This window comes from Paraburkholderia sp. J94 (assembly GCF_905220285.1).
Classification (GTDB): domain Bacteria; phylum Pseudomonadota; class Gammaproteobacteria; order Burkholderiales; family Burkholderiaceae; genus Paraburkholderia; species Paraburkholderia tropica_A.
On the sequence record NZ_CAJMZH010000002.1, the window covers coordinates 408,160 to 425,697 of the forward strand.

Annotated in this window: 17 protein-coding genes; 8 read left to right on the forward strand and 9 right to left on the reverse strand. The window is 63.6% G+C overall.

From position 1 onward, the window contains the following. Positions 1-154: 154 nt before the first annotated feature. Positions 155-1,630, forward strand: coding sequence for a glucose-6-phosphate dehydrogenase (zwf, locus tag U4Y88_RS05140; protein ID WP_321782703.1), 1,476 nt, complete (start codon positions 155-157; stop codon positions 1,628-1,630). A gap of 130 nt (positions 1,631-1,760) precedes the next feature. Here zwf and U4Y88_RS05145 read toward each other — a convergent pair whose 3' ends face one another. The 3 genes from U4Y88_RS05145 to U4Y88_RS05155 all read right to left on the reverse strand — a co-directional run bounded on the left by U4Y88_RS05145 (position 1,761) and on the right by U4Y88_RS05155 (position 4,299). After that, positions 1,761-1,949 (reverse strand): hypothetical protein, encoded by a 189-nt coding sequence (locus U4Y88_RS05145; RefSeq protein ID WP_224009736.1) that lies wholly within the window; start codon positions 1,947-1,949, stop codon positions 1,761-1,763. A 93-nt stretch (positions 1,950-2,042) separates the two neighbouring features. Continuing rightward, on the reverse strand, positions 2,043-2,459 hold the full coding sequence (locus tag U4Y88_RS05150) for a MarR family winged helix-turn-helix transcriptional regulator (protein WP_224009462.1): 417 nt from the start codon (positions 2,457-2,459) through the stop codon (positions 2,043-2,045). A 202-nt stretch (positions 2,460-2,661) separates the two neighbouring features. Next, on the reverse strand, positions 2,662-4,299 hold the full coding sequence (locus U4Y88_RS05155; protein WP_321782705.1) for a Na/Pi symporter: 1,638 nt from the start codon (positions 4,297-4,299) through the stop codon (positions 2,662-2,664). A gap of 311 nt (positions 4,300-4,610) precedes the next feature. Here U4Y88_RS05155 and U4Y88_RS05160 point away from each other — a divergent pair, with 311 nt between their 5' ends. Beyond that, the gene (locus U4Y88_RS05160; RefSeq protein WP_321782973.1) at positions 4,611-5,663 is read left to right on the forward strand and encodes an alcohol dehydrogenase; all 1,053 of its coding nucleotides are present in this window, start codon (positions 4,611-4,613) and stop codon (positions 5,661-5,663) included. A gap of 364 nt (positions 5,664-6,027) precedes the next feature. On the opposite strand, the gene U4Y88_RS05165 is transcribed toward U4Y88_RS05160, so the two are convergent. Then, positions 6,028-6,843, reverse strand: coding sequence for a DNA alkylation repair protein (locus U4Y88_RS05165; RefSeq protein ID WP_321782707.1), 816 nt, complete (start codon positions 6,841-6,843; stop codon positions 6,028-6,030). Positions 6,844-7,547: 704 nt separating this feature from the next. Further along, positions 7,548-8,552: an aldo/keto reductase gene (locus U4Y88_RS05170; protein ID WP_224009474.1), complete on the reverse strand. Its 1,005-nt coding sequence runs from the start codon at positions 8,550-8,552 to the stop codon at positions 7,548-7,550. A 56-nt stretch (positions 8,553-8,608) separates the two neighbouring features. Here U4Y88_RS05170 and U4Y88_RS05175 point away from each other — a divergent pair, with 56 nt between their 5' ends. Next, the gene (locus U4Y88_RS05175; RefSeq protein ID WP_321782709.1) at positions 8,609-8,899 is read left to right on the forward strand and encodes a hypothetical protein; all 291 of its coding nucleotides are present in this window, start codon (positions 8,609-8,611) and stop codon (positions 8,897-8,899) included. Next, the gene (locus U4Y88_RS05180; protein WP_321782711.1) at positions 8,896-11,028 is read left to right on the forward strand and encodes a tetratricopeptide repeat protein; all 2,133 of its coding nucleotides are present in this window, start codon (positions 8,896-8,898) and stop codon (positions 11,026-11,028) included. Before U4Y88_RS05175 ends, U4Y88_RS05180 begins: the two co-directional genes overlap by 4 nt. Positions 11,029-11,115: 87 nt before the next feature. Here U4Y88_RS05180 and U4Y88_RS05185 read toward each other — a convergent pair whose 3' ends face one another. From U4Y88_RS05185 to U4Y88_RS05195, 3 genes are all read right to left on the reverse strand, one after another. Then, complete coding sequence (locus tag U4Y88_RS05185) at positions 11,116-11,334, reverse strand: hypothetical protein (protein WP_224009478.1); 219 nt, start codon at positions 11,332-11,334, stop codon at positions 11,116-11,118. 389 nt (positions 11,335-11,723) lie between these two features. Further along, positions 11,724-12,023 (reverse strand): addiction module antidote protein, encoded by a 300-nt coding sequence (locus U4Y88_RS05190; RefSeq protein WP_321782713.1) that lies wholly within the window; start codon positions 12,021-12,023, stop codon positions 11,724-11,726. A 23-nt stretch (positions 12,024-12,046) separates the two neighbouring features. Beyond that, the gene (locus tag U4Y88_RS05195) at positions 12,047-12,343 is read right to left on the reverse strand and encodes a type II toxin-antitoxin system RelE/ParE family toxin (protein WP_321782716.1); all 297 of its coding nucleotides are present in this window, start codon (positions 12,341-12,343) and stop codon (positions 12,047-12,049) included. Positions 12,344-12,548: 205 nt separating this feature from the next. On the opposite strand from U4Y88_RS05195, the gene U4Y88_RS05200 reads away from it, so the two are divergent. Beyond that, positions 12,549-12,881 (forward strand): DUF1330 domain-containing protein, encoded by a 333-nt coding sequence (locus U4Y88_RS05200; protein WP_321782718.1) that lies wholly within the window; start codon positions 12,549-12,551, stop codon positions 12,879-12,881. Between the two features lie 304 nt (positions 12,882-13,185). After that, positions 13,186-14,334 (forward strand): porin, encoded by a 1,149-nt coding sequence (locus U4Y88_RS05205; RefSeq protein WP_224009483.1) that lies wholly within the window; start codon positions 13,186-13,188, stop codon positions 14,332-14,334. Between the two features lie 28 nt (positions 14,335-14,362). On the opposite strand, the gene U4Y88_RS05210 is transcribed toward U4Y88_RS05205, so the two are convergent. Further along, positions 14,363-14,566 carry a hypothetical protein gene (locus U4Y88_RS05210; protein WP_321782720.1) on the reverse strand — a complete coding sequence of 68 codons (204 nt, stop codon included), beginning with the start codon at positions 14,564-14,566 and terminating at the stop codon, positions 14,363-14,365. An 89-nt stretch (positions 14,567-14,655) separates the two neighbouring features. Between U4Y88_RS05210 and U4Y88_RS05215 the strand changes: the two genes are divergently transcribed. Both U4Y88_RS05215 and U4Y88_RS05220 read left to right on the forward strand, forming a co-directional pair. Next, positions 14,656-15,078 (forward strand): hypothetical protein, encoded by a 423-nt coding sequence (locus U4Y88_RS05215; protein WP_321782722.1) that lies wholly within the window; start codon positions 14,656-14,658, stop codon positions 15,076-15,078. Positions 15,079-15,137: 59 nt separating this feature from the next. Beyond that, positions 15,138-17,276: a phosphocholine-specific phospholipase C gene (locus tag U4Y88_RS05220; protein WP_321782724.1), complete on the forward strand. Its 2,139-nt coding sequence runs from the start codon at positions 15,138-15,140 to the stop codon at positions 17,274-17,276. The last annotated feature ends 262 nt before the right edge of the window (positions 17,277-17,538 follow it).

The following is a 17,538-nucleotide window of genomic DNA, read 5'->3' on the forward strand; positions in this document are numbered from 1 at the left end:
TCATCGACCACCGCGTCGGCGAACGCCGATCGGCGTGACGCGTGCAAACTCGCGCAAAACCATGCACCATTACCGTTTTCAACGCGCCGGCCCCCGCGCCGGATGCACACTTCGCAACTTAGCGCCACACATCGCCACAACCGAGCGACCTGCCATGACGAATCAGCCTGCCCAAGCCGCGCCCGAACAGCCCGTCGACATGATCATCTTCGGCGGCGGAGGCGACCTGGCCGCGCGCAAACTGCTCCCCGCGCTCTACATGGCGCATCTGCACGGCAACCTCCCTGCCGAGACGCGCATCATCGCCGTCGGCCGCAAGAACTGGACCATCGACGACTATCGCAAGTTCATGGAGGAGCAGTCGCGTCCGTTCATCGACGCCAAGGCCTTCGACGCGCAAGCGTGGGACCGTTATCTGAGCCTGTTCCAGTACGTGATCATCGACGTGAACGATCCCGCCGATTACGCGCATCTGAAGCAGGCTTCGCGCGAGCACGCGCTGCGCGTGTTCTATCTCTCGACCTCGCCCGAACTGTTCACGACGATCTGCGACAACCTCTCGGCCGGCGGTCTGCTCGACAGCCAGTCGCGCGTCGTGCTCGAAAAGCCGCTCGGCCACGACCTCGCTTCGGCGCAGGAGATCAACGAGTCGGTGGGCCGTCACTTCGCGGAATCGCAGATCTACCGCATCGACCATTATCTCGGCAAGGAAACGGTGCAGAACCTGATGGTGCTGCGCTTCGGCAACCCGATCTTCGGGCCGCTGTGGCAAGCGCCGTATATCCGCAGCGTGCAGATCACGGTGGCCGAAACGGTGGGCGTGGGCAGCCGCGCGGGCTTCTACGATCACACGGGCGCGCTGCGCGACATGGTGCAGAACCACCTGCTGCAACTGCTCTGCATCGTGGCGATGGAACCGCCCGTCTCGCTCGATCCTGACGCAGTGCGCGACGAAAAGCTCAAGGTGCTGCGCTCGCTGCGTCCGATGTCGCTCACCGATATCGCGCGCGACACGGTGCGCGGCCAGTACGCGGCGGGCGCCGTCGACGGCCAGCCGGTGAAGGGCTATCTGGAAGAAGACAACGTGCCGGCCGACAGCAAGGCCGAGACCTTCGTGGCGATCCGCGCGCACATCAACAACTGGCGCTGGGCCAACGTGCCGTTCTTCCTGCGCACGGGCAAGCGCCTGCAAAAGCGCCAGTCGGAAATCGTGATCGAATTCGCGGACCTGCCGTTCTCGATCTTCCCGAGCGGCCCGCGCAATTACGGCAATCGTCTCGTGATCCAGTTGCAGCCGGAAGAGTCGATCCAGTTGCAGATGCTCGCGAAGGAACCGGGCAGCGGCATGAACATGCTGCCGGTGAACCTGAATCTGGACCTGCAGCAGGCGATTCCCGAACGCCGCGCGGAAGCGTACGAGCGTCTGCTGATCGACGTGATTCGCGGCCGTCTCACGCACTTCATGCGCCGCGACGAACTCGAAGCCGCGTGGACGTGGGTCGAGCCGATTCTCGACGGCTGGAAGGAACTGAACGACCGTCCGCGCACGTACACGGCGGGCACGTTCGGCCCGGCGGCTTCGTCGGCGCTGCTCGCGCGCGAGAACATGTCGTGGGCCGAAGAGGCTTGATCGTTTCGCTTTGAGTTTTCAGGCATGAAAAAACGCCGCGCTTCGTGCGCGGCGTTTTCGTTTGAGCGTGCCGGAGTCTGCCTGAGTCTGCTTGAGTGACGCTATCGCGACGATATCCGCCCACTGCGGACTAGCCGCGATCGTTGCGTCCGTCGCCAGGCGGCGCGCTCTCGGCGCCCGCGCGCTCGGGATGAAACAGATCGAGCCCGGCGAACACCACCACGCCGCTCAGCGCCATCATCGGCACCGAATGGCGGCCCAGAAAGAGAATCAACGCGGCCAGCCACGTCGAAATACAAAAAGCGCCGATGCGCCGCATGTTGCCACTCCACTGACTGCCCGCGCGACGTTGGCCCTCGATGGACGGAACGCGCGCGTTCTGCTGTTGTCTGCCTGAAAAAATCGATGCGTGCTAGCCGAGCGTCGCGCGCGCCGTGCGCAAGCGGCTCACGGTGTCGACGAACGCCTCGCCGCCCAGCGAGCGCTTGATGCGCCCCGTGACCGTCGCGCTCGCGTGATGCAGCGCCTCGCGAATGGCCTGCGCCTGCGCGGTGGGCACGATGGCCACTTCGCGCTGGTCGCCTTCGGTGCGCTGACGCTCGACATAGCCGCGCGCCTCCAGACCGTCGATGACGCGCGTGGCCGTGGGCCGCGCGATCGAGAGCATTTCCGAAAGCTCGTGCTGCAGGGAACCCGGCCGCTCCAGCACCGCGCGCAGCATGAAACCCTGCGGCGGCGTGAGGCCGAAAGGCTCGAAAGCTTCGGACCACTCGCGTTCGAGGCGGCGGGCCAGCGCCGACGTGTTGAAGTAAAGACACTGATCGAACATGGCCACAGGATAACCGTTTGTCGTTAGCCATGCAATCAATCGCACGCGATCGAGTCCTTTTTTAAGGCACTTTCGAATTCGTCCGATGCGACTTCGCGCGTGCTTCGAGCACGCTTCGCGCATGTTTCGAACGCGCTTCGGGCACGCTTCGGGCACGCTTCGGGCACGCTTCGGGCACGCTTCGGGCACGCTTCGGGCACCTTCAATCCGCGAACGAGAGCGCGCGTGAATGCGCCTTCGCGACCTGCTGCAACGCGCGCCGCAACGCGCTGTCACGGCGCAGCAGCTCCTCCATCACCGCAATCGACAGCGTGCCCGCCGCGCCTTCGCCGAGCAGTTGCGCCTTGAGCGCGCCATACGCGCCCTCCATCGACTGCGAGAGATTTTCGATCAGCGCGCTGTCTTCGCCGGGCGATCGCGGACGATTTTCCGTGTCCTGCCCCGGCTGATCGGCATGATCGACGGCCTCGATCGCATCGAGCAACGCGAGCGCGCGGCGCTCGAACACCGCATAGCTTGCGGCGATGTTCGCGTCGGGCAGCACGCTCGCGAGCGCCGCCGCCTGCATGGCCTGCTCCGCCGCGCTCTCGTGATAACGCAGCTCGCGCAGCGACTCCGCGAGCGCGGCCGCCGTCGCGGGCACCATTTGCTGGCGATTCATTCGCTGTGCGAACTTCTGCGCCGCGTTGAACAATCGCGTGGTCGCGCCTTGCTCGTGCGCGAGCGCGTGAGCGTCGCCGCCCGCGAGCGTCATGCGCACCATGCGGCGCACGATCGCGCCGATGCGCTTCACTTCGAGACGCAGCGCGTCGGCGGCGAGTTCGGGCACCACGGCGACGGTGTCGTCGAGAAATTGCGGCGCGCCCTCGTCGCCCTCGCGCGCGCGAAAACGGCGCAGCAGCCAGCGCGTGAGCCGCCCCGCGAGCGGCACCATGATGACGAGGCCCAGCACGTTGAACGCCGTGTGAAAAAGCGCGAGCGCGATGGCCGGATCGTGCGGCAGATGCAGCCAGTCGCCCACGCGCACGATGAAGTCGATCATCCACGGCAGCAGCGCCGTGGCGACGAGGCCCGTCACCACGTTGAAGATCACCTGCGCGACCGCCGCGCGCCGCGCGTTGGGCGTCGCACCGATGGCCGCCAGCAGCGCCGTGGCCGTGGTGCCGATATTCGCGCCGATGATCACGGCCGCGCCGCCCTGCGTGCTCAGCATGCCGCCCTGCGCGGCGGCCAGCGTGATGGTCATGGTCGCCGACGACGACTGCACGAGCAATGTGATCACGAGGCCCGCGAACACCTGCATCAGCACCTCGACGAGCCCTTCGCCCTGCGGCAGCCGATATTGCGCGACGAGGCCCGTGAACGCGCCCTGCAACGTGGCGATGCCGATGAACAGGATGCCGAAGCCTGCGAGCGCGTCGCCGAGCGCGCCGCGCCGCTGCCCCACGCCCGTGAGGCGCAGCGCAATCCCGATGCCGACGAGCGGCAGCGCGAGCGCGTCGATCTTCATCTTCAGGCCGAGCAGCGAGACGATCCAGCCCGTGGTCGTCATGCCGAGATTGGCGCCGAACAGCACCCAGAGCGCGCCGCCGAGATCGAGCAGGCCCGCGTTCACGAAGCCGATCACCGCGACCGTCACCGCGCTCGACGACTGCACCAGCGCCGTGACCAGCACGCCCGACGCTAGGCCCGCCGCGGGCGTGCGCGTCGCGCGGCTCAGGATCACCTCGAGCGCGGGACCGGCCGCGAGCTTCAGGCCGTTGGTCATCATCGTGATGCCGAGCAGGAACAGACCGATGCCGCCGATCAACACGCCCAGCGATTCGACGAGGCCGCTCATGCGTGCGCGCCTTTGCGCGCTGCGTGCGCGCGCACGCTCGTGGACATGGGCGATCCGTTAGCGAACCTGAGGCGACGCATGGCAACCTTCGCGCTTTGAACGTGTTGGACCGGCCAATAGTACGTGACCCGCTTTTTATATGACCGCAAAGTGAACGCTCATGCGCGATCATGCTTTCCGGTTATCAACTCATAACAAGCGCCGCATAAAAAAACGAACGACCGGACGAATTTCTTCGCGATCCGCTATGATGCAAGAGATTCGACATCGCCCGCCTGCTTGACACAACACACACGGAGACATCCATGCAGATGCGTTGTTATTGCGTGACCCATCACGGCCAACCGCTCGAACTCGTCCAGCGCGACACGCCGCAACCCAGGGGCACCGAAGTGCTCGTGCGCGTGAAAGCCGCCGGCCTGTGCCATTCCGACCTCCACATCTGGGAGGGCTACTACGATCTGGGCGGCGGCAAGAAGCTGTCGCTCGCCGACCGCGGCATCAAGCTGCCGCTCACGCTGAGCCATGAAATCTGCGGCGAGATCGTCGCGGCAGGCCCCGATGCGGGCGACGTGAAAACCGGCACGGTGGCCGTGGTGCATCCGTGGATCGGCTGCGGCGAATGCGCGGCCTGCAAGCGCGGCGAAGAGAACATCTGCACGAAGCCGCAATCGCTCGGCGTGATGCGCGACGGCGGTTTCGCCGACTACGTGATCGTGCCGCATCCGCGCTATCTGGTCGATCTCGGCGGGCTCGATCCCGTGAAGGCCGCGCCGCTCGCCTGCGCGGGCGTCACCACGTATTCGGCGGTGAAGAAGTTCGGCGATCGCATCCACGAAGACGCGGTCGTGATCATCGGCGCGGGCGGGCTCGGCATGATGGCGATCGAAGTGCTCAAGGCGCTCGGCGCGAAAGGCGCGATCGTCGTCGACGTGGACGCCGCCAAGCGCGAAGCCGCGCTCAAGGCCGGCGCGCTGGCCGCCATCGACGCGCGCGCGCCCGACGCCGCGAAGCAGATCGCCGAAGCCACGGGCGGCGGCGCGCGCGCCGTGCTCGATCTCGTGGGCGCGACGCCTACGGTGAAACTCGCGCTCGATGCGTGCGCGCGCGGCGGACACGTGGTGGTGGTCGGCCTGATGGGCGGCGACATCACGCTCTCGCTGCCGATCATTCCGATGCGTCCGCTCAAGATCGAAGGCAGCTATGTGGGCACGCTGCCCGAGTTGCGCGAACTCGTCACGCTGATGCGCGAGGGCAAGATGCAGCCTTCAGCGGTGGTGCCGCGACCGCTCGGCGAAGTGAACGACGCGCTCGACGCGCTCGCGCACGGCAAGGTGGTCGGCCGTCAGGTGTTGGTGCCGTAAAGGCGCATTCGATCGATTCAAATAACAAGGTGCTATCGGAAGCGGCGCATAACGTCCCGGATGTTGTAACCCGGGACGGCTCTTTTAAGAATGCAATGGCACGCCCGATCGCGGCCATCGGAATGGTTCGCTGGCCGCTTCAGAGTAACTCAGCGCGGCCGCGATCCCGTTTCGATTTTGGAAGCAACGTCAGAAGGCGTATCCGGAGAACACATGCACGCTGTAATGGCCAGCATTGACCGCGATAGAACGTCAGTACGACAGGGCCATCTTTCAACAAGTCGTCGAGGCGCACGACGATTCCATGACGTGAGTGCATCCAGTTGAGAGGCGAGTGATATCGCAATGCTCTCTGTTGGAAGACTTAACTCCGGTGCGCAGCGCACGCTGCGAGATCGCTCTTTTTTTGCAGTGTTCGTAGCGCGCGCTTGATGATTCTGTCTGTGGACGGATCATCCGCAGTCGCCCAGCGGGCACACAGTGCAACGACCCAGTCAGGTTGCGTCTTGCTTGCGTCGTTGAGCCAGTTGGCTACCGAATCCTGAACATAGCGAACGTCGTCCGTCTTAAGCGGCTCTAGCAAGGGCAGGGCTATTCCTGGCTCGGCCTTGAGTCGTGCAATATGCTCGCTCCACACCCCGCGCGGCCGAGTGCTCTCCACGGCGAAGCGGCGAATATTCGCATCCGTTGAAGTTGTCCAGCCTCGCAGCAGCGTTATGGCGGATTCGATGTCACTCGAGATATAGGGCCGCGCTGCCATCCACGCCCACTCCCGCACGCCGAAATGACTATCCGCAGCGAATGGCCGTACCGAGTGGAGCCTGTCGTCCAACGAACGTGTTTCATCCGCACACGTCAGTGCGAAGACTGCCCAGGAACGCACCGTGTCCGATGTATGACACTGCAATCGCTCAGTCACCTCCGCAATAGCGGCCCTTCTGGATCCTCGCAATTCCTCGGCAATCGCCATCCCAATTGCACGAATCTGATAGCTGATTCCCTTGTTGGCTACCTCGTTGTGCGAGGCAAGGATGCGAGGTAACGCCTGCTTCAGCCCTACACCCGGAATTGCAGACTGCGCCAACAGGGCTTGGTCGATAGCCAGGCACTCAGCGAGGTTGCTGGTCGCTTCGGTGCCATCGTTCAACGCGGCAAGTCTTTCAGACGTCAATCGAGTCATTCAGGTGCTCCGAATATCAATCTTAAAGAAACGATGCTGCAGTATCTGAAGTCCAACGGACAGGTGACAGCATCTCAATGCGGATCGGGCGCCTTTCTGATTCGTTCGGCCGTGCGCCAGTACGGGCTCTCCTTGCCCGCAATCAACGCCCCATGTCCCATATGAACGCGATAGGGCATGCATCCCGTCTCGCGTCCAGTTCGAAACAAGGCGTCCCAACACGCATCTGCGCGAGCGCAGCCCGGCGCGTCGGCACCATTGAAAAGCAACGGCAACGTGCAGTCGAAACTGCGTTCCGAAAGGCATATAGCGTCACCGCGCTTTGAGCGAAAGCGTCTTGATGACATGCAACGAATGCAGCCAATCAGAGACAAGAGTTCCTCACCTTTCACCTTATTTCGTCTAAATTTTAATTCGCATGACGAAATTATATAATTATTAAAAATTAAGGCGAGGCGAAGTTATTCAACAGTCGATCCTTCGTCACAGAAAATGTTGTAATCGTGGGCTTTTTGTTTAAATAGGAATTTACTGGTTTACGAATCAACTAACTGCGCGGCGGTACAAGTGATGCGCGCACGCGCCTGACTGGTGGCCTTACCCCAATCTTCGCAAGTTAAGCCTACCACACTAGTTCATCGCGCATCCTGGCGAGCGCATCACGCTCACCAGGATACGATCACCCAATTAATTCGGATGCCTGATCAACGTGCCGCGTCGCCCATACGGTATTCGTGGCTCGCTTCGTCGAGTTGCTGCTTGAGCGCGGGGTCGAGCACGAGATCTGCGGCGGCAATCGACGCATCGAGTTGCTCGGGCCGGCTCGCGCCGATCAGCGCCGACGTCACCTGCGGATGCGCCAGCACCCACGCGATGGAAGCCGTCGTCAACGATTGGCCGCCCTGCTCCACGATCCCCCGCAGTTTCTCGATGCTCGCGAACTCGCGCTCGTGCCAGTAGCGGTCCTGATACATCGAACCGGCCACGCCCACGCTCTGCGTGAAGCGGCCTTCGGACGGCGCGCTGCCCTGCTGATACTTGCCGGTCAGCAGCCCGCCCGCGAGCGGGTTGTACGGAATCACCGCGAGCCCTTCCTCCTGCGCGAGCGGCAGCAGTTCGCGCTCGATCTGGCGGAACAGCAGGTTGTAGCGCGGCTGCACCGAAACGAAGCGCGCGCAGCGCAGAAAATCGGCGCGGCCGAGCGCGCGCGCGAGCCGGTACGCCAGAAAATTCGATACGCCGATATAGCGCGCCTTGCCCGAACGCACGATCGTGTCGAGCGCTTCGATCGTTTCGTCGAGTGGCGTGTTGGCGTCGTCGGAGTGGAGCTGGTAGAGATCGACGTAATCGGTGCCGAGGCGGCGCAGCGAAGCGTCGATGGCATCGAGCAGATGCTTGCGCGACGCGCCCTGATCCCACGGCGACGGCCCGACCTTGCCAACCGCCTTGGTCGCCACGATGAAGCGCTCGCGGCGGCCCTTCTCCGCGTTGAGCCAGCGCCCGACGATCTCCTCGGTGCGGCCCGCGCATGTTTCGCCGCCGCCGAGCGGGTAGACGTCGGCGGTGTCGATGAAGTTGATGCCCGCGTCGGCGGCCTTGTCGAGAATGCGGCGGGACACGTCCTCCTCGGTCTGCAAACCGAAGGTCATGGTGCCCAGGCAAAGACGCGAAACGGTGAGGCCGGTCTGGCCGAAACGGCGGTATTGCATCGATGTCTCCTGTGGAAGCGGCGCGCGAATGACGAACGAAACATGCAGCCCAGCGAATGCAGACCGCACGTCAGCGCACGTCGGCGCGCAATGCTGCGAAGCATAACGCGGCTTTGCAGCAGACGCAGAAGACGCCCGCATCGCCTTACGAATCTGCAAGCGAACTTCCCGGATTTTTCGAATCCTTTCCGGGCTTTCGCGATCCGTTCGGCGTGCATGGGGACGTAACCGCAATGAAGGTCTTATCGGCGGAACAACCGCAATCTGTGCGCTCTTATCGCGCCGTTGCCCGGGCCGCGCATGCTTTAAGCTCATACGGTCCTTTATTTCGCCCAGCACCACCGTGACCACGACGACGACCGACGCGCCCCTTCGCCCCGACCGCCAGCAAGAGGCGGCCGCCCTGTGCGCGCAAGGCCGTTTCGCGGATGCCTTCGCCGCGATCGCGCCGCTCGTGAGCCAGCAGGCCTGCGCCGACGACGCCACGCGCATCGATGCGCTCAATCTCGCCGCGCTCTGCGCGATGGGATCGGGCCAGGCCGCCGCGGCCGAAGCGCTGTGGCAGCGCTGCATCGACGCGCAGCCGCAACACATGGAGGCCTACAACGGCCTCGCCGCGATGCTCACGGCGCTCGGCAAGCTGCCCGCCGCCGAAACGGTGTGGCGCAAGCTGCTCGCCTTGAACCCCGCGCACGTCGATGGCTGGAGCAATCTCGGCACCGTGCTGCATCGGCTCGGCCGCCATCGGGAAGCGGAAGACGCCTACCGCGCGGCGCTCGCGCTCGCGCCCGCGCACGCCGACGCGCACTACAACCTCGGCCTCGCGCTGCATGAAACCGGCCGCTACGACGAAGCCGAAACGGCCTACCGCGCGGCGATCGAGGCCAATCCGCAAGGCGCGCGCGCGCACAACAATCTCGGCAATCTGCTGCGCGTCAGTGGCCGTCTCGACGAGGCCGAAGAAGCGTTTCGCCAGGCGCTGAATGTGCAGCCTCAGTATCCCGAAGCGCTCAACAACTACGGCGCGCTGCTCAAGACGCTGGGCCGGCTCGGGGACGCGGAAATGGTCTGCCGGCGCGCGATCCAGATCCGTCCCGATTACGTCGAGGCGGTGATCAATCTCGGCTGCGTGCTCGTCGATCTCAAGCGTCTGCCCGAGGCCGAACAGGTGTTCCGGCAAGCGCTCGCGCTGCGCCCCGATCATGCGGAAGCGCACTACAACCTCGGCGTCGTGCTGCGGCAGCTCGAACGCTATCCCGAAGCCGAAACCGCCTATCGCAACGCACTGCGCCTCGCGCCCACGCACACGGAAGCGCTCAACAATCTCGGCGGCGTGCTCATCGCGCTCGACCGATTGCAGGAAGCGCTCGCGGTCTTCGAGGAGGCGCTCGCCTGCAACCCCGGCTTCGCGCTCACGCACTTCAACATCGGCAGCGCGCAGAAGGAACTCGGCGCGTTCGATGCAGCGGAAGCGGCCTACCGGCGCGCGTTCGAACTGAATCCCGCCTACGGCGACGCGCAGTTCCGCCTCGCCACGCTGCTGATCGCGATGGGACGCTACGAGGAAGGCTGGCGCCTCTATGAACGTCGCTACGACAACACCGGCTTCATCCACTATCGCTCGCGCGACATGCTCGACTGCCTGCACTGGCAAGGCGAGCCGATCGCGGGCAAGACGCTGCTGCTGTGGCAGGAAGACGGACTCGGCGACATGCTGCAGTTCGCGCGTTACGCGCGGCTGCTGAAGGCGCAAGGCGCGCGCCATATCGCGTTCGCGTGCGTAAGCACGCTGCATCGCGTGCTCACGGGCGTCGAAGGCATCGACATCGTGATCGATCATGCCGACGCCGTTTCGCGCGCCTCGCAATTCGATTACTGGGCGAGCCCGCTCAGCCTGCCGATGCATCTGGGCACGACGCTCGACACGACGCCCGCGCCCGCGAACTTCCAGCCCGAGGCGGCGCTCGTCGAGCAATGGGCCGCGCGCCTCGATACGCTCGGCCCGGGCACGCGCGTGGGCCTCGTGTGGCGCGGCAACCCGCAGCACCACAACGATCACCATCGCTCGATTCCGTCGCTGGCCGCGCTCGCGCCGCTCTGGCGCGTGCCGGGGCTACGGTTCGTGAGCCTGCAAAAAGGCGCGGGGGAAGACGAGGCGCAGCGCCCGCCGCAGAATCAGCCGATCCTGCATCTGGGCAGCGAGGTGACGGATTTCGTCGATACGGCGGCGATCCTATCGCAACTCGATCTGCTGATCTGCGTGGATACGTCGACGGCGCATCTGGCCGCCTCGCTCGGCGTGCCCTGCTGGGTGATGCTGCCGCGCCGCGACGTGGACTGGCGCTGGCTGCACGCGCGCGACGATTCGCCGTGGTATCCGCATACCGTGCGGCTCTTTCGACAGGGCAACTACGAAACGTGGGGCGCGGTCATCGAGCGCGTGCGGGAAGCGTGTGCGCAGGAATTTGGTGACTGAAAGCTCGATGCGTGCGCGATTGAAGGCGCGATTGAAGGCTCAATCGAGTGCGCAAATGAAGGCGCGGCGCGGGTCCGCTGACCCGCGCTAGTCCCAGAAATTGCGGAACGCGACGGCGACGATCACCGGCACGCACATCACGAGCGGAATCGCGAAGTACGGAATTTCCATATCGACGATCCAGCTGCGGATCAGCCAGCCGACGCCCAGCGCGAGCGTGAGCACGCCGACGAGTGCGGTCAATGTATTGAGCACCCAGGTAGGCGGACGCTTGCGCTTGGGTTCCTGCGCGGGAGACGGTTTCATCGGGATGTCGGGAGCGGAGCGTCGCGAATGGACGCCAATATCGCTATTTTACTCTCGATGGATCGTGACAACCGATGCGGGCGAAGCCGGGGATTACGCGGTAATACGCGGACTCAATCCCACTTGCAAAACCGGCGCCACAAAAGAAAAAGCCCACCTAAGTTGGCGGGCTGAATCCATATCAGGAGGAGACATGGAGGAGACGAGTCAACTATAGGGTTTTCCCCTAAACTTTGCAAGCGATTTTTTGGGTATTTCAATAACTTTCTCTCGATTCAGCCTTCGCTTAGTTCAGACGTTATTTAACGTCGTTGTCATTGGGCTGTGCGTATTCCCCAAACGGCATTTGTCTCACCAGCCGAGAGACAGCAGGACAGCAGGACAGCAGATTACGCGCGCTGCGTTTCGGGCGACGCCACCAGCTTGATCCCAAGTGCATGCATGAGCTTAAAGATGGTTTCCAGCTTCGGCTTGGAGCCCGGAGAGAGCGTCTTATAGAGACTTTCCCGGCCCAGGCCCGCGTCGGCTGCCACTTTAGCGATACCGCGAGCTTTGGCTACATCGGCGATCGCTGCTACGAGAAGATCAGGGTCGCCTTCCTCGAGGGCGGCGTTGAGATAAGCTGCGATCGCTTCTTCGCTGTCGAGATAATCCGCTGCGTCGAACCGTGCAATCTTGACCTCTTTCATCGACTCACTCCGTTGAGTTGGGGCTAGCCCCGAATTTGCTTCCACATGGCTTTCGCGTGCCTGATGTCGGACTTCTGGGTGGATTTGTCGCCGCCACAGAGCAGAAGGTAAACCACCCGCCCCTCTTTCGCGAAGTAGACCCGATATCCTGGCCCAAAGTCGATTTTCATTTCCGACACGCCTTCGCCTACCGGCTCGCACTCACCGAAGTTGCCGAGTTCGGCCCGGCGAATTCGGATCAGAATCTTCGCTCGGGCCTGAATGTCCTTCAAGCCGCCCAACCATTCACTGAATTCGCCTGTTCTGTTGACCGTGTTCATGTACCGTCATCTCGCGAACTGCCGTTAGCATTAACTGTATCCTATAGGATACACAAAGGCAAATGTCGAGTGGACGAAAACGACAAAGCCCGGTTTGACATCGAAGTTCGTTACCTCCCACGTAATCGCCCCGCCGCAGCACTCGCCCTATCCTCGGTTGCATCGTTTCGCTCCGCGCCACCCGCACCCCGCCCCGAGGACAGCCATGACCGCTTACGCCATCGCCCATTTGCACCGCTGCGAACCTTGCGCGGAGATCGTCGAATACCTGGAGAAGATCGACGCCACGCTCGCGCCGTTCGGCGGCCGGTTCATCGTTCACGGCGGACGCGTCGAGCGGCTCGAAGGCGCATTCAAGGGTGATCTGATCATCATCGAATTCGAGGATCGCGAACGCGCCCGCGCGTGGTATCGCTCGCCCGCCTACCAGGCGATCCTGCCGTTGCGCACGCGGCACGCGAGCGGCGAAGTATTCCTGATCGATCAGGTCGCGCAGCCGCATCGCGCCACCGATGTACTCGCGCGGCACGATGCGTAATTCCGGCACGCGAGCCGAAACGCGCGAAATGCCCGAAATGCGCGATACACGCCGCCCAAACCCCGAACTCGCAAATGTTGTGGAAATGCGACTCAATGGACACACCGGGCGCTCACGTCCTTACTGATTCTTCGGCGCAAGTATTGACTGCGCATGACTTGCGCCGATTTATTTCAATTTTTTGAATCCATTATTCCAATTCACGGAAGAGTCCTTGCGGACCGCCAATCGCATTTCGCGAATCGACCCTTCCTATACTCGCTCCCGTCTCAACCCGGCGTTTCTACAGGACTGGAGTCCCACAGTGAAAAAAATCTCTATCGCCGCCGCGTGCGTTACTGCATTCGCCGCCGCGTCCGCCCACGCTCAAAGCTCGGTTACCCTCTACGGCCTCGTCGATGCCGGCATCGCCTACACGAACAACGTCGGCGGCAGCGGCCGCGTTGCGCTCGCGAGCGGCAACATCAGCGGCAGCCGCTTCGGCCTCAAGGGTGCCGAAGACCTCGGCGGTGGTCTGAAGGCGATCTTCGTGCTCGAAAACGGCTTCAGCGTCAATAACGGCCAGCTCGGCCAGAACAGCCGCATGTTCGGCCGCCAGGCGTACGTCGGTCTGAGCAGCAACGCGTTCGGCACGCTCACGATGGGCCGCCAGTACGACGACGTCGTCGACTTCGTTTCGCCGCTCTCGGCCACGGCCGGCACGTTCGGCGACTCGGGCTTCGCGCACCCGTACGACAACGACAACCTCCAGCACAGCGTCCGCTTCAACAACTCGGTCAAGTACACGAGCCTGAACTACGGCGGCTTCAAGTTCGGCGGCATGTACGCCTTCAGCAACAGCACCGACTTCGCCGTCAGCCGCGCGTACAGCGCCGCCGCGAGCTACACCTACGGTTCGTTGACGGCCGCCGCGGGCTACCTCCAGACCAACGGTTCGGGCGCGAAGACGGTCACGGGCACGACCAGCGCGTACACGAACACGGCCGGCGCGGTCGACCAGGCCGAAGTCAAGGGCAGCCTCACGTCCGACGTGCAGCGCACGGTGGCCGCCGGCCTGAACTACGGTTTCGGCCCGGCCGTCGTGGGCTTCGTCTACTCGCACAGCCAATATCAAGGCACGAGCGCGTTCGGCCTGAGCAACGGCTCGGTGCGTTTCGACAATTACGAAGTCAACGGCATGTACAACTTCACGCCGGCATTCAAGGCCGGTCTGTCGTATGCGTACACCGACGCGCATCTGAGCGGCGCGACCTCGTATGGCGCCGATCCGAAGTGGAGCCAGGTGAACGCGATCGCGCGCTACTCGCTATCCAAGCGCACCGAGCTGTACGCCGAAGCGATGTACCAGCACGCGACGGGCAACAAGAACGTCGCGGTGATGTACAACGCGGGCGGCTCGTCGTCGACGGGCAACCAGGTGATGGGCGCGGTCGGCATGCTGACTCGCTTCTAAAGCGCGCTTCTAAATCACGCTTTCTAAATCACGCTTCTCGCGCGGCAAGTTTCGCGCGATACGAAAAGCCCGTCTGCGGACGGGCTTTTCGTTCCGCGTTTTTATCCAGCGCATCAATGCAATAGAAAGCATCGAGAAAGTTTTGTCGGCGATTGGAAAGAATTAAATCGCGCAGCACGGGCTTTTTACGCATTTCGCATTCGCCCAATACCGTTTGCAAAAGAAAATTCATCGCGCGCAAACGTTTTCACTCGTTTCACAATTCTTTCTTCTCCTTACCGGAAACTGTGCGCCGATCCATCTTCGGGAGTGCCCGCGCACATGACTCGACGCCCTCTCGCCGTTAGCACGGCGACCGCGATTTCCGTTGTGCTCGCAACCATCATGCTCGCCGCATGCGGGCCGGGCGACAACGCGTCGTCGGCACCGCAGCAGCAGAGCGCGCCGAATCTCACCGCGAACGCCGAAACCAACGCCGCGAACGCTTACGCGAGCGCCGGCAACACCAACGCAGCCACCGCCAGCAGCGACACCCTCGCCGCCGCCCCTGCGAGCTACGCGAGCGACCCGGTGCAAAGCGTGCAGGCGAGCCTCGCGGCGGACAGCGAGCAGATCGCGCCCGTCATGAGCTACGCGCCGGGCGACGAGCCGCCGCAAGCGACTAACGCCAACACAGCCGGCGCAGCCGCCACGGCCGCCCCCACCGGCAACGATTCCAGCAGCACCGTAACGACGAGCCAGTAATGCACCGTTGTGTGCTTATGCACACCTAATTCCATCCGCAAGCAGAAAGGTGAACAACAATGACGTCAACCAGCCGTCGCCGTTTCCTGCAAACCGTCGCTTCCTCGGGCGCAGCCGCCGCCGCGATGACCGTGCTTCCCGAATCGATCCGCAACGCGCTCGCGATTCCCGCGAACTCGCGCACGGGTTCGATCCGCGACGTCGAGCACATCGTCGTGTTCATGCAGGAGAACCGCTCGTTCGACCACTACTTCGGTCATCTGCGCGGCGTGCGCGGCTATAACGACCGCCTGCCGATTCCGCTGCCGGGCGGCCTGCCGGTCTGGTATCAGCCGTCGAAAGAGGACGCCACGAAGCCGGTGCTGCCGTTCCACCTCGACACGCAGACCACCAGCGCGCAATGCGTGGGCGACCTCGATCACTCGTGGTACCCGACGCAATACGCGATCAACAACGGTCTCTACAATCAGTGGCCGCAGTACAAGACCGACATGACGATGGGTTATTACCTGCGCGCGGATATTCCGTTCCACTACGCGCTGGCCGATGCCTTCACCGTCTGCGACAACTACTTCTGCTCGCTGCCCGGCCCGACGCACCCGAACCGTTCCTATCTGATGACCGGCATGGTCGATCCGACCGGCACGATGGGCGGCCCGCTGCTCGACAACAACGATTACGTCGACGGCGACGTGCCGCCCGCGTATCAACTGCTGTCGTGGACGACTTATCCCGAGCGCCTCCAGGCCGCCGGCATTTCGTGGCAGATCTATCAGCAAGGCACCAACGGCAGCGATCCGCTGAACGGCAACTACGGCACCAACATCCTGCAGAACTTCGCGAACTTCATCAACGCGCAGCCGGGCTCGGCGCTCTATCAGCGTGCGCAGACCGCGCGCACGATCGCCGATCTCAAGCAGGATGTGCTCGCGAACAAGCTGCCGCAAGTGTCGTGGCTGCTGCCGCCCGCCGCGTTCTCGGAGCATCCGAAATACACGCCCGCGTATGGTGCGGAATACACCTCGCAGATTCTCGACGCGCTGACCTCGAATCCCGAAGTCTGGAGCAAGACCGTCCTCTTCATCATGTACGACGAGAACGACGGCTTCTTCGATCACGTCGTGCCGCCGCAGCCGCCCACGACGTCGACGCAGGGCAAGTCGACGGTGAGCGTGGAAGGCGAAATCCATAACGTGGTGAATCCCGCACGCGGCGGCAAGTACACCGCCGACGGCCTGCCTTACGGGCTCGGTCCGCGCGTGCCGATGACCATCGTCTCGCCGTGGAGCAAGGGCGGCTTCGTCTGCTCGCAGGTGTTCGATCACACCTCGGTGATCCGCTTCATCGAAGAACGCTTCGGCGTGCAGGAGCCGAACATCACGGCATGGCGTCGCGCTGTGTGCGGCGACCTCACGACGGCCTTCGACTTCCGCACGCCCGATGCGTCGATGCCCACGCTGCCCGACACCAGCAATTACATGTCGATGGCCGATAACCAGTGCTCGGTCAACGCCGCGCCGACGGTGCCCGCCACGCCCGGCCCGATCGATCCGCAGGAACCCGGCGTGCGTTACGCCCGCGCGCTGCCCTACGAACTGCACGTGAACGCCCACGTCGATACGACGAAGAACGCGCTCTCGATCACGTTCGCGAACAAGGGCCGCCAGGGCGCGCACTTCTACGTGTACGGCACGAACCGCACCGACGGCCCGTGGCGCTACACGGTGGAAGCGGGCAAGTCGCTCGACGATACGTGGGACCTGAGCGCGACCAACGGCGTCTACGCGTTCGAAGTGCACGGTCCGAACGGCTTTGTGCGCCGCTTCTCGGGCACGGTCGCGGCTTCGCAGACGACGCAGCAAGGCAAGCACACGAGCACGCCGCAACCCGAAGTCACGGCGCAATACGACGTCGCCAACGGCAACCTGTTCCTCAAGTTCACGAACACGGGCAGCGGCCTCGCGCGCCTCACGGTCACGGACAACGCCTACGGTGCGCGCGAGCGCCTGGTCGTGGTGCCCGCGGGCGGGCGCATCGAGGAACCGTGGGTGCTGGCGTCGAGCCATCACTGGTACGACCTCACGGTGACGAACCGCGACGACACGAGCTTCGCGCGCCGCTACGCCGGCCACGTCGAAACCGGCAAGCCGAGCATCAGCGACCCGGCCGCGGTCGCGCCGGTCACGCAGATCAGCTAAACACCCACTCGCGGCGGGCGCTCGCCCGCTGCTCCGATGTCCTCGCACGGCGCCTCCGGGCGCCGTGCGCTTTGGTGCGCCTGCTGCGCCATCAATCCGCAGATTTCCTGCCACGCGCGCCGGGCTTGGGCACAAAAACGCCGCCCAGGCAAGCCGGTTTCGTCCGATTCAGCGCCTTTCAGACACCTTTATGCGTTTTGTTGTAGATGCGAATCATTTCTATTACCATCTGCACGCTTCTTTCATCGCACTTACACGCGAA

Coding starts and splice junctions, on each gene's coding strand:
- U4Y88_RS05215 (WP_321782722.1), top strand. CDS start 14,656: ATGACTCGACGCCCTCTCGCCGTTAGCACGGCGACCGCGATTTCCGTT.
- U4Y88_RS05220 (WP_321782724.1), top strand. CDS start 15,138: ATGACGTCAACCAGCCGTCGCCGTTTCCTGCAAACCGTCGCTTCCTCG.
- U4Y88_RS05170 (WP_224009474.1), bottom strand. CDS start 8,552: ATGCAATACCGCCGTTTCGGCCAGACCGGCCTCACCGTTTCGCGTCTT.
- U4Y88_RS05210 (WP_321782720.1), bottom strand. CDS start 14,566: ATGAATTTTCTTTTGCAAACGGTATTGGGCGAATGCGAAATGCGTAAA.
- U4Y88_RS05160 (WP_321782973.1), top strand. CDS start 4,611: ATGCGTTGTTATTGCGTGACCCATCACGGCCAACCGCTCGAACTCGTC.
- U4Y88_RS05190 (WP_321782713.1), bottom strand. CDS start 12,023: ATGAAAGAGGTCAAGATTGCACGGTTCGACGCAGCGGATTATCTCGAC.
- U4Y88_RS05150 (WP_224009462.1), bottom strand. CDS start 2,459: ATGTTCGATCAGTGTCTTTACTTCAACACGTCGGCGCTGGCCCGCCGC.
- zwf (WP_321782703.1), top strand. CDS start 155: ATGACGAATCAGCCTGCCCAAGCCGCGCCCGAACAGCCCGTCGACATG.
- U4Y88_RS05195 (WP_321782716.1), bottom strand. CDS start 12,343: ATGAACACGGTCAACAGAACAGGCGAATTCAGTGAATGGTTGGGCGGC.
- U4Y88_RS05145 (WP_224009736.1), bottom strand. CDS start 1,949: ATGCGGCGCATCGGCGCTTTTTGTATTTCGACGTGGCTGGCCGCGTTG.
- U4Y88_RS05155 (WP_321782705.1), bottom strand. CDS start 4,299: ATGAGCGGCCTCGTCGAATCGCTGGGCGTGTTGATCGGCGGCATCGGT.
- U4Y88_RS05165 (WP_321782707.1), bottom strand. CDS start 6,843: ATGACTCGATTGACGTCTGAAAGACTTGCCGCGTTGAACGATGGCACC.
- U4Y88_RS05200 (WP_321782718.1), top strand. CDS start 12,549: ATGACCGCTTACGCCATCGCCCATTTGCACCGCTGCGAACCTTGCGCG.
- U4Y88_RS05185 (WP_224009478.1), bottom strand. CDS start 11,334: ATGAAACCGTCTCCCGCGCAGGAACCCAAGCGCAAGCGTCCGCCTACC.
- U4Y88_RS05175 (WP_321782709.1), top strand. CDS start 8,609: ATGCAGACCGCACGTCAGCGCACGTCGGCGCGCAATGCTGCGAAGCAT.